At 70.2% G+C, this 15825-nt stretch carries 12 protein-coding genes; 6 read left to right on the forward strand and 6 right to left on the reverse strand.

Going from position 1 to position 15825, the window contains the following annotated elements; translation table 11 throughout:
- Positions 1–66 precede the first annotated feature (66 nt).
- From HJD23_RS33700 to HJD23_RS33710, 3 genes are all read left to right on the forward strand, one after another.
- Positions 67–615: a hypothetical protein gene (locus HJD23_RS33700; protein ID WP_171118512.1), complete on the forward strand. Its 549-nt coding sequence runs from the start codon at positions 67–69 to the stop codon at positions 613–615.
- Positions 590–1879: an ABC transporter substrate-binding protein gene (locus tag HJD23_RS33705; RefSeq protein ID WP_171111993.1), complete on the forward strand. Its 1290-nt coding sequence runs from the start codon at positions 590–592 to the stop codon at positions 1877–1879. The genes HJD23_RS33700 and HJD23_RS33705 overlap by 26 nt, the downstream gene beginning before the upstream one ends.
- Positions 1880–2005: 126 nt before the next feature.
- The gene (locus HJD23_RS33710; protein ID WP_232107638.1) at positions 2006–4204 is read left to right on the forward strand and encodes an acyltransferase family protein; all 2199 of its coding nucleotides are present in this window, start codon (positions 2006–2008) and stop codon (positions 4202–4204) included.
- A gap of 37 nt (positions 4205–4241) precedes the next feature.
- On the opposite strand, the gene HJD23_RS33715 is transcribed toward HJD23_RS33710, so the two are convergent.
- The 3 genes from HJD23_RS33715 to ctaD form a co-directional block, all read right to left on the reverse strand.
- Positions 4242–5627 carry an FAD-binding oxidoreductase gene (locus HJD23_RS33715; protein WP_171111995.1) on the reverse strand — a complete coding sequence of 462 codons (1386 nt, stop codon included), beginning with the start codon at positions 5625–5627 and terminating at the stop codon, positions 4242–4244.
- A gap of 272 nt (positions 5628–5899) precedes the next feature.
- Complete coding sequence (locus tag HJD23_RS33720; protein WP_171111997.1) at positions 5900–6709, reverse strand: alpha/beta hydrolase; 810 nt, start codon at positions 6707–6709, stop codon at positions 5900–5902.
- A gap of 223 nt (positions 6710–6932) precedes the next feature.
- Positions 6933–8633, reverse strand: a complete 1701-nt coding sequence (ctaD, locus tag HJD23_RS33725; protein ID WP_171134101.1) for a cytochrome c oxidase subunit I — start codon at positions 8631–8633, stop codon at positions 6933–6935.
- A 428-nt stretch (positions 8634–9061) separates the two neighbouring features.
- On the opposite strand from ctaD, the gene HJD23_RS33730 reads away from it, so the two are divergent.
- Entirely contained in the window at positions 9062–9271 is a 210-nt protein-coding gene (locus tag HJD23_RS33730) for an I78 family peptidase inhibitor (protein WP_171115765.1), read from the forward strand.
- A 70-nt stretch (positions 9272–9341) separates the two neighbouring features.
- Here HJD23_RS33730 and HJD23_RS33735 read toward each other — a convergent pair whose 3' ends face one another.
- Together HJD23_RS33735 and HJD23_RS33740 are read right to left on the reverse strand one after the other, a co-directional pair.
- Positions 9342–10382 (reverse strand): phosphatase PAP2 family protein, encoded by a 1041-nt coding sequence (locus tag HJD23_RS33735; protein WP_171115763.1) that lies wholly within the window; start codon positions 10380–10382, stop codon positions 9342–9344.
- 219 nt (positions 10383–10601) lie between these two features.
- Positions 10602–11858: a mannosyltransferase family protein gene (locus HJD23_RS33740; RefSeq protein ID WP_171115761.1), complete on the reverse strand. Its 1257-nt coding sequence runs from the start codon at positions 11856–11858 to the stop codon at positions 10602–10604.
- Positions 11859–12119: 261 nt separating this feature from the next.
- Here HJD23_RS33740 and HJD23_RS33745 point away from each other — a divergent pair, with 261 nt between their 5' ends.
- Together HJD23_RS33745 and HJD23_RS33750 are read left to right on the forward strand one after the other, a co-directional pair.
- Positions 12120–13769 (forward strand): MFS transporter, encoded by a 1650-nt coding sequence (locus tag HJD23_RS33745; RefSeq protein ID WP_232107637.1) that lies wholly within the window; start codon positions 12120–12122, stop codon positions 13767–13769.
- A 99-nt stretch (positions 13770–13868) separates the two neighbouring features.
- Entirely contained in the window at positions 13869–15059 is a 1191-nt protein-coding gene (locus HJD23_RS33750; protein ID WP_171115760.1) for an acyl-CoA dehydrogenase family protein, read from the forward strand.
- A 38-nt stretch (positions 15060–15097) separates the two neighbouring features.
- On the opposite strand, the gene HJD23_RS33755 is transcribed toward HJD23_RS33750, so the two are convergent.
- Positions 15098–15535, reverse strand: coding sequence for a cell division protein SepF (locus HJD23_RS33755; RefSeq protein ID WP_141311302.1), 438 nt, complete (start codon positions 15533–15535; stop codon positions 15098–15100).
- Positions 15536–15825 lie beyond the last annotated feature (290 nt).

The raw sequence follows: 15825 nt of genomic DNA on the forward strand, positions 1-15825 counted from the left end.
TTCTGCAAGCCGACCCTGAAAGCTCCGGGCGCGCACCGCCCGGACCGACATCCGGTGGTGAGCCAGATGGTTCTCGGGAGCGACCTCGGGCGCAGGAACACGGGACGGGGTACGGCACTTGCGGCCGCCCTGCTGCTCTTCCTCGCCCCGGCACTCGCCGCGTGCGGCGACGACGCCGGCGGTGGCGGCGACAGTCCGCCGCCCACGCCGACCGTGGAGGAGACCACGGGCCCGGCGGCCACGGCACCCGCCGACCGGGCGGCGGCCGAGCGGGAAGTCCGGCAGAACTGGGAGGAGTTCTTCGACCCGGCCACCTCCCTGCGGGACAAGCAGAAGTACCTGGAGAACGGCGACCGGATGGCCCCGGTGCTCCAGGCGTTCAGCGGCGACGAACGCGGATCGCAGGTCGGGGCCAGGGTGGACAAGGTCGAGTTCACCTCACCGACCGAGGCGAACGTGACGTACACCCTGACCCTCAAGGGCGCCACCGCGCTGCCGGACGCCGCCGGGACGGCGGTCGAGCAGGACGGCGCCTGGAAGGTGTCCGTCAAGACCCTGTGCGGCCTGGTCGCGCTGAACCAGACCGGCGATGCGACGCCGCTGCCGGGCTGCTGAGGCCGCCGCCGCGGTGCTGCTGACCCTCCTGGGCACGGCCTGCGGCAGCCGCCTCCCGGAGAGCGACTTCGAGCACGGCGGACGTACGGCCGCGCCACCGGGCGCCGCCGCGCCGGTGCGGGTCGGCATCATCACCAGCGCCACCAGCCCCGTCGGCGGCGACGCCTTCACCGGCCCGCGCGACGGCGCCCGGGCCTACTTCGAGCGTCTCAACGCGCGCGGGGGCATCGACGGCCGCCGCGTCGAGGTACGGCTGTGCGACGACGGCGGCAGCGGCGTCGGCAACAACGAGTGCGTGCGCAAGCTGATCGACGAGGACCGGGTCGTCGCCCTCGTCGCCACCACCGCCCTGGACTACGCCGGTGCCGCGCGCGTCTCCCACGCGCGCGTGCCCGACATCGGCGGCCAGCCCATCGGCGCCGCCTACGACACCTATCCGCATTTGTACGGCATATACGGCAGCCAGGCACCCCGCGACGGCACCCCGGGCTGGGGCGGGAAGATGTACGGCGGCACGGAGGTCTACCGCTACTTCAAGCGCGCGCACGGGGCCCGTACGGCCGCCGTCGTCTCCTACAACCAGGCCGCCTCCGCCGCCTACGCGCGGCTCGTGGAGCGGGGACTGAAGGCCGAGGGGTACAAAGTCGTCAGCGAGCAGGTCGACTTCGCGCTGCCCAACTTCCGTGCCGTGGCCGCCGATCTGCGGCAGCAGGGCGCCGACCTCGTCTTCGACGCCATCGACACGCACGGCAACGCCCGGCTCTGCCAGGCGATGGACGACGTCGGCGCCGAGGTCGTCGCCAAGGTGACGAACGTACAGAACTGGACGTCCACCGTCCCCGACGACTACCGGGACGCCCCGCGCTGCCGCAACGCCCTGTGGGCGACCGGGGCGAGCCGCAACTACGAGGACACCGGCCACGCGGCCGTACGGGAGTTCCGGGACGCCACCGAAGGGCTGCCGGCGCACTCGCAGTGGCAGCTGGAGGGCTGGGCGGCCGCGAAGTGGTTCACGGACGCGGCGCGGGCCTGCGCCGACAGCGGCATCACGCGCGCGTGCGTCGACGACTTCGTGCGCCGCAGCGACGGCTACACCGCCGACGGGCTGCTGCTCCCCGTCACCTTCGAGCCGCTGTCCGAGCCGCCGAAGACCCGCCGGAACTGTCTGTCGGTGGCGCGCTGGCAGGACGGAAAGGGCTGGGTGACGCAGGGGGAGATGACGAGGAACTGCTTCGACGTGCCCCACCTCGCCTACGAGCCCTAGCCAGGGTTCTGGGGCGATCCATGTCACCTTGACTTCGGGCAAGGTCCACTTGCACGTTATGGCGAAGTCATGATGGTGTCATCAAGCGCGGGCCGGATCGAGGGTTAGTTCGATGGTCCGGTTCCGATGAGCAAGGAGATCTTCACGGTGCCCGTCCGCCGTCTCGCCTACCCCCTGCGGCCCACGTCCGATGCCATGCCATCCGTTCCGAAACCGCGGGACGGCGCTCCGGGGGAGCGATCCGGGACACGGTCCGCTGCGGCGACGGGCGGTGGGGGACTGAGGCTGGACATCCAGGGCCTGCGCGCGGTGGCCGTCTCGCTCGTGGTGCTCTCCCACTCGGGCGTGCCCTACGTGGCCGGTGGATACGTCGGCGTGGACGTCTTCTTCGTGATATCCGGGTTTCTCATCACCTCGCTGATGCTCCGCGAATGGAGCCGCGAGGGCCGGATCGCACTGGGCCGCTTCTACGCCCGCCGGGCGCTGCGCCTGCTGCCCGCCTCCACGCTCGTCGTCCTGGCGACGCTGGCGGGCTCCTGGCTCTTCCTGGGGCCGCTGCGCTTCGCCGACTACGCCAAGGACGCCATCGCCTCCGCCTGGTATGTCGTCAACTTCCGGCTGGCCGAGGCCGGGACCGACTACTTCAACACGGACGTGCCGCCCTCGCCGTTCCAGCACTTCTGGTCATTGGCGGTCGAGGAGCAGTTCTATCTGATCTGGCCGATCGTCCTGATCGTCGCCCTCAAGCTCTTCCGGCGCCGGGTCCTGCTGGCGCTTCCGCTGCTCGCCCTGGCCGCCGCCTCCTTCGCCCTGAACCTCCACCTCACCGAATCCTCCCCGTCCTGGGCCTACTTCGGGTCGCAGGGGCGCATCTGGGAGCTGGCGGTGGGCGCCCTGCTGGCGCTGGCGGCGCACCGCCTCCACACCATCCCGCGCCTCGCGGCGGCGGCCCTGAGCTGGGCCGGTCTGGCCGCCATCGGCTACGCGGCCGTGGCCTTCGACGAGAGCACCCGCTTCCCCGGCCACAACGCCCTGGTCCCGGTCCTCGGCGCCGCCGCCGTCCTCGCCGGAGGCGCGGCGGCCGGCCGCTACGGCGCGGGCGCGGTCCTGTCGCTGCGCCCCGCCGTCTGGATCGGTGGGATCTCCTACGCCTGGTACCTCTGGCACTGGCCGCTCATCCTCATCGTTCCGGCCGCCGCCGGATTCGGCGAGCACGACGGGCCGCTGCGGCTGATCGCCGCACTGGGCGGCATCGGTCTCGCCTGGCTGACGCTTCATCTGGTCGAGAATCCGATGCGCTTCCACCGCGCGTTCAAGGCCCATGCCCGTCGCGGGCTCTCGCTCGGGCTCGGTCTGTCGGCCGTCGCGGCCGCGGCCGCGGTGTTCGCCGCGCAGTTCCCGCCGGTCCTGGACTCGGGCGTGGCGCGGCAGAACACCAAGGAGACGATCGCGGCCGCGTCCGACCCCCGTGCCGCACTGACCGAGCTGCTTCAGCAGCGGGTGGAGAAACTCCCGTCCAACCTTGAGCCGAGCATGCGGGACACGGCCTACAAGAGGTCCGCTGTCTACACCGACGACTGCGCCCTCACCATGAGCGACGAGGTGCAGACGCAGCCCTGTCTGTACGGCGACACCACCGCCGACCGCGCCGTGGTCCTCTTCGGCGACTCGCACGTCGCGCAGTGGTTCCCGGCGCTCGACTCGATCGCCCGTGAGCACCACTGGCGGCTCTACTCGTTCACCAAGAACGCGTGCAAAGTCGCCCAGATCACCATCGAGTACAACGGCGGCCCGTACTCGACCTGTGACGACTGGAGGGCGGTGACCCTCGACAAGATCCTGAAGCTGGAGCCCGAACTCGTCATCACGTCGAGTTCCAACTCGGCGAAGCTGTACGGGGGCGGCGACATGGGCGAGGCCTGGGAGAAGGGGCAGGCCGAGACGTACCGGATGCTTCAGCAGGGCCGCACCCAGGTGCTCACCCTGCTGGACACCCCCTGGCCGAAGAACAACGCGGTGGACTGCGCGGTGGCGCACCCCGACAGCCTCAGCTCCTGCGCCCGCCACCGTTCGGACGCCGACCCCAAGCCCGAGGTCACCGAGGCGATCCGGGCGGCGGCGGCCGCCGAGAACGTGACGACCATCGACCCCTACGAATGGGTCTGCGCCCCGTCCGGCACCTGCCCGGTCGTGGTGGGGAACACCATGGTCTACCGGGACTACGGTCACCTGGCGGACGGCTTCGTCGAGGCGCTCACCCCGGTGGTGGAGCACGAACTGCTGCGGCACTTCGGCGCGGACCTGAGCCGGCGTCCCGGTAGGTGATACTCGGCCGGACCGGCTGCCTCGCGGGTCGGCGTGCTCAGGGCGATCCGGTGGGCTTGATGTTCTGGTTCGCGTGGAAGAAGTTGTCCGGGTCGTAGGCCCGCTTGATCTCCGCGAGCCGCTCGTAGCTGCGGCGGTACGTGGCCAGTACACGGTCCCGGCCCTCGTCGGCGCCCATGAAGTTCACGTAGGACCCGCCCATGGAGTATGGGTGCAGCGCGCTGCTGTAGTCGCGGCTCCACTCCTTGACGAGTTCGGCGTTGGCCGGGTCGGGATCGACGCCGGCGATGACACCGGACCAGACGGCGTCGCGGTAGCCCCAGGCCGTCTCGTCCGGGCTCACCCGGTGCGCGGCCCCGTCGACCGGGTACAGGTGCATCGTCGACAGAGAGGTCGGCAGGTTCTGCCCGTACGTGAGATGAACGTCGATCGCGTCGTCGTCGATCCGGTCGAAGAAGGCGCCCCGCCAGTACCACTGCAACCCTTTTCGATACAGCTCGTCGAACATGCTCTGCAGCGCGGGATACGGCATCGGCGTCGCGAAATGAAACGCCGGCGGGCCCGGCTGATCCACAGCAGCGAAGATCTCATCCGTTCGACCCAGGTCGCCCGTGAGGCACCACACCACGCCGCACACCTTCTGCCCGTGGATCTCCTCCGGGAACGGCGGTCCCGGCGGCACGGCGAACAGGGCGAAGAAACCGTAGACGTCCTCGGCCGCACCCGGGAGGAAGTCGCGGTACCACTCCAGCACCTCACGGGTCCGCTCGACCGGCCACACGGTCACGCCGAACCCGATCGTGTCCACCGGGTGCAGCCGGTAGGTGAAGGAGGTGACGACCCCGAAGTTCCCACCACCACCGCGCAACGCCCAGAACAGGTCGGGCCGTTCGTCCTCGCTCACCGTGACGAAGGTGCCATCGGCGAGCACTACGTCCGCGCCCAGCAGGTTGTCCGCCGTCAGGCCGTACCTGCGGGTCAGGTAGCCGTGGCCGCCACCGAGGGTCAGTCCGCCGACACCGGTGGTGGAATTGATGCCCGAGGGCGTCCCGAGGCCGAATCCGTGGGCGGCGTGGTCCAGGTCGCCGAGCTGACTGCCGGCGCCGACCCAGGCGGTGCGGGTCACCGGGTCCACCCGCACCCAGCGCATCAGGGACAGGTCGAGAGTCAGCGCGTCGTCCACCACGCAGAGGCCGGGGCCGCTGTGTCCCCCGCCGCGGACTGCGAGATCCAGGCCGCGCTCGCGGGCGAACCGGACTGTCCGGATGACGTCCGTCGCATCCACACACCGCGCGAACGCCGCGGGGCGTCTGTCGATCATCGCGTTGTAGATCGCGCGGGTTTCGTCGTACGCGTCGTCCTGCGGACCGATCACCGGTCCGCGCAGCGTCTCGCGCAGCGCATCGAGAGTCGCGCTGTCCATGGGAACTCCTCTGCAGGGCCCGCGCCCGGCACCACCCCGGCTTTCCGCCTGCCGGCCGCACTCTGGATCACATGGGCGCGCCCCGCCGGCCCCCCTTCGGCGGCGCGTCGTCGTCAGGGCCCGTCGGCAGCCGCCACGACGCCTCCTCGGGGCCCGCAACCGCCACAACTGACTGAGGGCCGACAACTTCAGCCTTCCATCGACCCTCCGCCCACGCAACGCGATCGAGGGCTGGGGGCCTGCGGCGCGCTGGGTACTGGTCCGGGCGCCCCTCAGCCTCGTGCCTCCACCTCACGCCAGAAGGCGTCGACGCGTGCGTTGAACACGTCCGGTACCTCCTGGAAGGGCTGATGGGCCTCTCCGGGCAGTACTTCGAACCGGGCCTCCGGGATCCCTTCGGCGACCACGCGACCGAGGCGCGGTGGCGCGACGCGGTCGAGTTCGCCGGCCAGGACGAGGGCGGGCGCGGTGATCTGGGCCAGGCGGTCGAGCGTGTCGTGGGTTCTGAACGCTTCGAGCTGGCGCTGGAAGGCTTCGGTGGACTGCGGGTGGGGGAAGGCCAGCGTCTCCTCGATGAACCGGTCGACCGTGCCGTCGGCGTGTGCACGCGGCGTGTAGATCCACAAGTAGAACGCATCGAGCATGGCGCGCTCGCTCGGGGCGCGCTCGGCCATCCAGTGCCAGAAGCCCGTCATGGTGCGGAAGTAGGCGTCGGAGCGAGCCCATGTGCTCATGAGGACGAGGCTGCGGACGAGCCCGGGATGGCCCAGCGCAAGCTCTTGGGCGATGACGCTGCCGCCCGAGAAACCGGCGATGTGGGCGGAGGGGATGTCGAGCGCGCGCAGCAGCGCGGCGGCGTCGTCGGCCATCCCGGGCACCGACAGCGGCCCCTTGGGCAGCGGCGTGCGCCCGGCGCCGCGGTTGTCGAAGGCGGTGATCCGGTAGCGGTCGGAGAGCCCGTCGAGCTGTGCCTGCCACACTTCGGCGGGATCGCCGAGCCCCGCGATGAGCAGGACGTCGGGTCCCTGGCCCCGACGCTCGACCCAGAACTCGACGCCGTTGACGTTGATCATTTCGCCCATCCTCGGCCTCCTGGATGACTGATCCCGCCAAGAGAACCCTGGGCGGCCTCGCGGTGCCGCTGCGGCGCGTCGGGGCCGCCGACTCCTCGGCATGGTCGACGGGCGGGAGCCGCCCCCGCCTTCGGTGTCGAAGCGGACCGGCTCGGCCGAGTGCCGCGGCGGCACCGGATGGCGGGCCGCACTCCCAGCGTCCCACAGGAGGCGGTCGAGCTGACCGAGGTGATCACGTTCGCCCGGGGGCGTCCGCGCCGGGCTCTGGAACGTCGGGCTCCTGAACGACGTGGCGCTCGGCGTACTCCGGGTGGTGCAGGTCGAACGCCGGGGAGTCCGAGCGGATTCTCGGCAGTGTGGTGAAGTTGTGGCGGGGTGGTGGGCAGGAGGTCGCCCATTCCAGGGAGCGGCCGTAGCCCCAGGGGTCGTCGACGTCGACCTTCCTGCCGTACTTGGCGGTCTTCCAGACGTTGTAGAGGAACGGCAGCGTCGACAGGCCGAGCAGGAACGCGCCGATTGTCGAGACCGTGTTGAGGGCGGTGAAGCCGTCGGCGGCGAGGTAGTCGGAGTAGCGGCGGGGCATGCCCTCCGCGCCCAGCCAGTGCTGCACCAGGAACGTGGTGTGGAAGCCGACGAACAGCGTCCAGAACTGGATCTTGCCGAGCCGTTCGTCGAGCATCTTGCCGGTGAACTTGGGCCACCAGAAGAAGAAGCCCGCGAAGATCGCGAAGACGACGGTGCCGAACACCACGTAGTGGAAGTGGGCGACGACGAAGTACGTGTCCGTGACGTGGAAGTCCATCGGCGGCGACGCCAGGATCACCCCGGTCAGACCGCCGAAGAGGAACGTCACCAGGAAGCCCACCGACCACAGCATCGGCGTCTCGAAGGACAGCGAGCCCTTGAGCATGGTCCCGGTCCAGTTGAAGAACTTCACGCCGGTCGGCACGGCGATCAGGAAGCTCATGAAGGAGAAGAACGGCAGCAGCACCGCCCCGGTGGCGAACATGTGGTGCGCCCACACCACGATCGACAGCCCGGTGATCGCCATGGTCGCGCCGACCAGCGTGGTGTAGCCGAAGATCGGCTTCCGGCTGAACACCGGGATGATCTCGGTGACGATCCCGAAGAACGGCAGCGCGATGATGTAGACCTCGGGATGGCCGAAGAACCAGAACAGGTGCTGCCACAGCAGGGCGCCGCCGTTCGCCGCGTCGAAGACCTGGCTGCCGAACCGCCGGTCCGCCTCCAGCACCAGCAACGCCGCCGCCAGCACCGGGAACGCCAGCAGGATCAGGATCGACGTGAACAGCGTGTTCCAGGTGAAGATCGGCATCCGGAACATGGTCATGCCGGGGGCGCGCATCCCGATGATCGTGGTGATGAAGTTGACCGCGCCGAGGATCGTCCCGAACCCGGACAGCGCCAGCCCCATGATCCACAGGTCGGGGCCGACGCCCGGTGAGCGTTCCAGGCTGTTGAGCGGCGCGTAGGCGAACCAGCCGAAACCGGCGGGCCCGCCCGGCACGATCAACGAGCCCAGCACGATCAGCCCGCCGAACAGGAACAGCCAGTACGAGAGCATGTTCAGCCGCGGGAACGCCACGTCGGGGGCGCCGATCTGCAACGGCATCAGCTCGTTGGCGAAGCCCGCGAAGCTCGGCGTCGCGAACAGCAGCAGCATGATCGTGCCGTGCATCGTGAACAGCTGGTTGAACTCGTTGTTGCTCACGATCTGCAGTCCCGGCCGGGCCAGCTCGGCGCGCATCACCAGCGCCATCGCCCCGCCGATCAGGAAGAACGCGAACGACGTGATCAGGTAGAGATGGCCGATCTTCTTGTGGTCGGTGGTGGTCAGCCAGTCGACGATCACCCGGCCGTGCCGCCGGGTCGGTACGGGTCGTGCTGTCGCCGGTACGGTCTGCGTCCCCATGCCGCGCTCGCCCCTTCGCCTCTCGCGTCCCGGGCCCGCCGAGCCCGCGCCACGGGTGCCCGCGAGCTCCCGCCATGATGCTCGCGCGGCCGCGGTCACGACAGGGGGCGTAGGGGGATTCTGTGCCGGATGCGTGTATCTCTTGTGCAGTTCCGGCAGCGCGCCGGCCCACTCGGAAGGGGAAAGAAAATGCCTCCAAGGGGAGTCCGCCGCGGCGTTTCCTGTGGGCTATTCGGAGGGCCGCGACGACGCACAGGAATTGCGTTCGAATACATGCGTACGGCGTACGGAACCGCCCATCCGTGTGATGGAGTTCCGCCGAAACACATGTCGTGATCCTGTGACAGAAGCGTGACCGGAGAGGGATCAGTGACGGCCGTGAACGGCTTCCACTTCCCCGCCCGCCGCGCAGCGCCTAGCGTGGCGGCATGGCACCGTTTTCGACATCTGAACCCGAGGACGATCCCGAGACCTACGTCGGCCTCCCGCAGGGCGACGCCGAGGAACGCGCGCGTGGCCACGGCTGGACGACGGTGCGTTCGCTGGCACCGGGGACGATCATCACGATGGAGTACCGGGTGGGTCGGCTGAACTTCGAGGTCAAGGACGGCACGGTGGTACGGGCCTGGAAGGGCTGACCGAAGAGACATGGCGAAGGCCCCGGTTCCTGATGTGGGAACCGGGGCCTTCGCCGTGCGTCCGTGCTGGTCAGCCGCCCGTGAGCGGGCGGGCCGCCGGGGTCGAGCCGCGGGTGGCGCGCTCGGGGTACGGCGGGCGGCGGCTGCCGACCGGGGTGACCGGCGTGCGCTCCGAGCGGGTCGTGTGCGGGCCCGGCGCCAGGTAGGCCGGCGCACGCGGGGCGCGGGCCGCCGACGGGGAGACGGTCTCGCGCGGCGGCACCTCCTCCTCGGCGGCCGCCAGCGACGTGACCGGCAGCGGCGTCGCGGCCGGTACCGGCGCGGCCTGCGGCGTCGTACGGCTCGCGCCCGCGAGCCAGTGGTCGCGCAGGTCCAGCAGCCAGGCCTCGGCGCGGGCGATCGGCGGCTCGAACCACGGCAGCCCCAGCAGGATCAGCAGCCCCGCGGCCCAGCCCAGCAGCACATCGCTCAGCCAGTGCGTACCGAGATACACCGTGGTCAGGCCGACGCTGAGCGACAGCACGGCCGACAGGGCCGACAGCCAGCGCCGGGCCCGCGGCGAGGTGGCCAGGTAGGCGAGGATGCCCCAGGTCACGACGGCGTTCGCGGTGTGTCCCGAAGGAAATATGTCACTGCCGGCTTGGAACCAGTGCCACATCTCGTTGGAGCCGACCTCGGTCGCGTAGTGCGGGCCCGAGCGGCCCAGGCCGTACTTCACGGCGCCCACGCTCACGTTCAGCAACAGCAGTGCCGCGCCGAAGGCCAGCAGCGGCCGCAGGGTGTGCTGCCGCCAGGAGCGCCAGCCGAGCCAGGCGGCGACCATCACGGCGGTCGGGCCGCGCTGACCCAGGACGACCCAGTAGTCCAGGAAGGCGTGGATCTCGGGCCACTGCTGGTACGGCCGGAAGAGCATCGCCTGCCAGTCGAACCGGACCAGCCACGAGGTGGTCACCACCGCCAGGACGATCGTGAGGTAGAAGGCGAGCGTCGCGCCGAAGAGCACCACCCGGTGCCGCGTCATTCGCGGCACGTCGAGGACCGGCCGTTCGGGTTCACGGTCCAGTCGGGCGAAGATCCGGTCGAGCCGGGTCAGCTTTGGTTCGGTACGCACGCAATCGACGTTACAGCGAGTGAGCTCAGGTACCCGCCGAATCACCGGGGTTGTAATGACGATGTGATGTGGGATTGCTCTCAGGAACGGGTTTATTTCCAATGAATCAGGCGATAGGCAGGTGCCCTTACCTTCAATTCCTTTGATCTTTCGAGGGGTGGTGTTTTAGGCCGCTTGAGGAATCGTTCACCCGTTCATCCGGTGGAATTCCCCGCAGGCTTACGGCGGACCGGAGCCGTTCAGCCAGAACGCCCCGTACACCGCCGACGCCATCGCGACCCCGCCGACGACCAGTGCGGACGTGGTGGTGCGCAGCCGGGCGAGGGCGATCGCGAGGGGCAGCAGCAGCGGGAACGCCGGGAGCAGCAGGCGCGGTTTCGAGCCGAAGTAGCTCGACGCGCACAGTGCGAGGGCGGTGACGGCCCCCGCGTACACCAGCAGCGGGAGCGGCTGACGCTGCCGTACGCAGATGACGTACAGCCAGATCACCAGGGCCACCCCGGCGACCAGCCCCAGGCCGGCCAGGGCCGACGGGAACGACGTGAACTTTTCGGCGACGAAGCGGGCGAAGGCGTACCCGCCGTCGAAGCCGTTGCGCCAGCCCGCCTGGACGTCGAGATAGCCGAGCGGGCCCCGGCCGGTGTGGTGGCCGACCCACAGGACGTAGCCGGCGGCGCCGAGGGGCGCGAAGAGCATGCCGAGGGCGCGCCGCCAGACCGGTGCGCCGTCATGGGGCAGGGGCCGGGTGGGGGAGAGGGCGTGTTCGGCCGGGCGCGCGCCGGGGGTGGGCGTCTTGCTGCGGTGGTGCGCGAATGGAGCAGTGTTTCGGTCCCGTATGAAGGTGGTGATGCCGGTGAAGGTGGTGATGCCGGCCGCCCACACCGCCGCGACCACCGCGAGCCCCACGGGCCGGGTCAGGCCCGCCAGCAGCGCCAGCGTGCCCGCGGTGAGCCAGCGGCCGGTGAGGACCGCGTACAGCGACCAGGCGGCGAGCGCGGTGAACAGGGACTCGCTGTACGCCATCGACTGCACGATCCCCACCGGGAGCACGGCCCACAGCAGCACCGCGCAGACGCCCACCCGCCGCCCGTAGACATGGTCGGCGACCGCGAAGATCCCCCAGGCCGCGGCGAGCGAGGCGAGCAGGCTGACGACGAAGCCCGCGTCGGCGTACGACAGCGGGGTCACCTTGTGCAGCAGCCGCTCCAGCCAGGGCAGCAGCGGGAAGAAGGCGAGGTTGGAATGCACGTCGCCGTTCGGCAGGCGCACCTCGTAGCCGTAGCCCAGCTCGGCGACCCGGGTGTACCAGAGCGAGTCCCAGCGGGCGGTCAGCAGTGTGTACGCGCTCTTGTCGCGCGCGGTGCTCCATACGGCCAGCACGAGCAGGCCGAGGGCGCGGACGGCCGCGTACCCGAGCAGGGCCGGGGCCGCCCCCCTGAGTCCCGGGGGCGCCACGCGTGTTTCAAGATCGGTCACGGGCTCGATTATCGACGGCGTGCGGAACCGGGCCGCCGGTCCCGGCGTGGTGGAAGGGGAGGGCAGTGGCGCACGCCACACTGTTCCGTCATTCGTATGAGAGGCCCGCCACGTGACCCCGGCGCCGACTCGCGTACGCTGACGTGTCACTCGCCATTCGTTGCGCGGGCCGGAGACCACCGCTCCTCTCCGGCCGAGTCGCGGGAGGTCCCCGCTCCCGCGAGCCCGCCGAGCGCGAGGGAACATCTGGGAGGTACGTACATGTCCGGGACGACCACGGCTGCCGTCGGGCTGCGCCGTCGGGCGGCCGGGGCCGGTGCCAACCGCTGGGTCGTTCTCGTCGTCCTCTGCACCAGCCTGCTGCTGGTCGCGGTCGACGCGACCGTGCTGCACGTGGCGGTGCCCGCCGTCACCGAGGACCTCAAGCCCAGCGCGATAGAACTGCTCTGGATCGTCGACACCTACCCGCTCGTCTGCGCCTCGCTGCTGATTCTCTTCGGCACCCTCGGTGACCGGGTGGGCCGCAGACGGATCCTGCTGCTCGGCTACGCCCTGTTCGGCGTCGCCTCCGCCATGGCGGCCGTAGCCGAGGGCCCGCAGGTGCTGATCCTGGCGCGGGCGCTGCTCGGTGTCGGCGGCGCGATGATCATGCCCGCGACGCTGTCGATCCTGCGGCAGGTCTTCCCGGACCGGCGTGAGCGGGCGCTGGCGATCGGTGTCTGGAGTGCGGTGGCCGCGGTCGGCGCGGCGGTCGGGCCGCTGCTCGGCGGCTTCCTGCTGGAGCACTTCTGGTGGGGGTCGGTGTTCCTCGTCAACATCCCGTTGATGCTGGTCAGCCTGCCGGTGGGGCGACTTCTGCTGCCCGAGTCGACGGGCAGCGGGGACGGGCCGTGGGATGTGGTCGGTGCGCTGATGGCAGCGGCCGGGCTGTTCGGGGTGGTCCTCGGGGTGAAGCGGCTGGGCGGCGGGGAGCCGGCCGACAGCATGCTCACCGTGGTGCCGCTCCTGGTGGGTGCGGCGCTGCTCGCGCTGTTCGTACGGCGGCAGCGGCGGCGCAAGCATCCCCTGGTGGACCTGCGGATGTTCGCGCGGCCTGCGTTCAGTACGTCGGTCGGGTGCATCGTGCTGGCGATGCTCGCCCTGGTGGGGCTGGAGCTGATCGCGGCGCAGTATCTGCAGCTGGTGCTGGGGCTGTCGCCGTTGGAGACGGGGCTCAGGCTACTGCCGCTGACGGTGGCGGCGATGGCGGCGGGGCTGTTCGGGGCGCGGATGCTGCGGCGGTTCGGGCCGCGGCGGATGGTCTGTGCGGGGTTCTGTCTGACCGCGTTGGCGGTGGTGCTGCTCACGGCGCTGGGGCGGGAGGACAACGCGCCGTTGATGCTGACCGGGTTCGTGCTGCTGGGGTTCGGGCTGGAGACGACGCTGTTCGGGGCGTACGAGTCCATGCTGAGCGAGGCGCCGTCGGAGCAGGCGGGGGGTGCGGCGGCGATCGGGGAGACGTCGTATCAGCTGGGGGCGGGGATCGGGATCGCGCTGCTGGGGACGGTGATGAACGCGGCCTATGCGCCCGGGTTGTCCTCCGTGCCCGGTGTTCCGGCGTCGGCGTCGGCGGCCGCGGGGCATTCGCTGGGGGAGGCGTATGACGTGGCCGGGAAGCTCGGAGGGTCCGCGGGGGTGGCCCTGCGGCGGGCGGCTCGGGACTGCTTTGTGCATGGGCTGCATGTGACGTTGCTGGTGAGTGCGGGGTTGTTGCTGCTGGGGGCCGTTATGGCTCTGCGGTTGCCTCGAGCGATGCAGTGTGATGCTGACGTGGCTGTCGAGGTGCCGTCGCCTCGTGCCGGCGTCGGGTCTTCCACCCACGCACCACCCGTGCAACTCCGTTCAGAGGTGGACGTCGCCCACCGGGGTTGATCGCCGTTGGCGGCTTGCGGGTGGTTGCCCCGCGACTCCCCGCGTCGTAACGTCACCCCCAGTCCGTGACTAGCGGTGCTAGTTTGAGTTGCCCGGAGGATGCCCGTGTCCCCGAAGTTGCCCCCCTTCGATCCGTCGGATCCGCTCGGGATCGACGACCTGCTGGAGCCCGAGGACCTGGCCGTCCGGGACACCGTGCGCAGCTGGGCGGCGGATCGGGTGCTGCCGTTCGTCGCCGAGTGGTACGAGGCGGGGGAGCTGCCGGGGATCCGGGAGCTGGCCAAGGAACTCGGGGGGATCGGGGCCCTCGGGATGTCGCTCAGCGGGTACGGGTGCGCGGGGGCCACCGCCGTGCAGTACGGGCTCGCCTGTCTGGAGCTGGAGGCCGCCGACTCCGGGATCCGGTCGCTGGTGTCCGTGCAGGGGTCGCTGGCCATGTACGCCCTGCACCGGTTCGGCTCCGAGGAGCAGAAGCAGCGGTGGCTGCCGGCCATGGCCGCCGGGGACGTCATCGGGTGCTTCGGGCTGACCGAGCCCGACCACGGGTCCGACCCGGCCTCCATGCGGACGTACGCCAAGCGGGACGGCGGCGACTGGGTGCTGAGCGGGCGCAAGATGTGGATCACCAACGGGTCCGTCGCCGGGGTGGCCGTGGTGTGGGCGCAGACCGAGGAGGGGATCCGTGGGTTCGTCGTGCCCACCGACGTCCCCGGGTTCTCGGCGCCCGAGATCAAGCACAAGTGGTCGCTGCGGGCGAGTGTCACCAGTGAACTGGTGCTCGATGATGTGCGGTTGCCCGGCGATGCCGTACTGCCGGAGGTGACCGGGCTGCGGGGGCCGCTCAGCTGTCTGTCGCACGCGCGGTACGGGATCGTGTGGGGGGCCATGGGAGCGGCGCGGACCTGTTTCGAGGCCGCCGTCGACTACGCGAAGACGCGGGAGCAGTTCGGGCGGCCCATCGGGGGATTCCAGCTCACCCAGGCCAAGCTCGCCGACATGGCGGTCGAACTGCACAAGGGGATTCTGCTCGCCCATCACCTCGGGCGGCGGATGGATGCCGGGCGGCTGCGGCCGGAGCAGGTCAGCTTCGGCAAGCTCAACAACGTACGACAGGCCATCGACATCTGCCGTACGGCCCGGACGATCCTCGGTGCCAACGGGATCTCACTGGAGTACCCGGTGATGCGGCACGCGACCAATCTGGAGTCGGTGCTCACCTATGAGGGCACCGTCGAGATGCACCAGCTCGTGCTGGGCAAGGCGCTCACCGGACTCGATGCGTTCCGGTAGCCCGCGCGCGGGGGCGGCTTCCGGTGAGCGGCCCTGCCTCAGCTCTGGTTGAAGAAACCGTCCGCCCGGTGGGCGGCGGGCTCCCCGCTGATGATCTCCGTGTCGGCGGGGCTCAGCAGGAACACCCGGTTGGACACGCGGTCGATCGCACCGCGCAGCCCGAAGATCAGGCCGGCCGCGAAGTCCACCACGCGCTTGGCGTCGGCGGGCTCCATGGCCGTCAGGTTCATGATGACCGGGACACCGTCCCGGAACAGCTCGCCGATCGCACGGGCGTCCCGGAAGCTGTCCGGGGTCACCGTGGCGATCCGGCGCTCCTTCTGCTCGGCCGTGTCCGTGGTCACCTTCACCCGCGGGTCCGTGACCCAGGCGGCGCCGGACTCGGTCCCCTCGGTGTACTCGTCGTCGTAGTAACGCTCGTCATCGTTGTCGTCGACGAGGCCGAGCCACGCACTCGCCTTGCGCACCGATCCCATGGACGCCTCCTCTCACAGCGGTCTCTTCTGCTTTCCGCATCCCTATGGTCATCCATGATGCGGACGGCGCGCCAAGTGGATAGACGCCGCGCGGGGGGTTTGTGACGGTACTGGTGCACGGCGGATACGTCGAGAGCCCGGATACCCCAAGGGTGTTGCCCCACACAGCTGCTGACTGTGAGTGAAATATGATTCTTCCTGGCGTATGGGTGAGCGGCGGGGCGTACGGGTGAACCGCGACGGTCGATCCGATGTGAAAATCGGGCGATACGACGAAGCCGTTCGACGTC

Source organism: Streptomyces sp. Z423-1 (assembly GCF_013009255.1).
GTDB classification, from domain to species: Bacteria; Actinomycetota; Actinomycetes; order Streptomycetales; family Streptomycetaceae; genus Streptomyces; species Streptomyces gossypiisoli.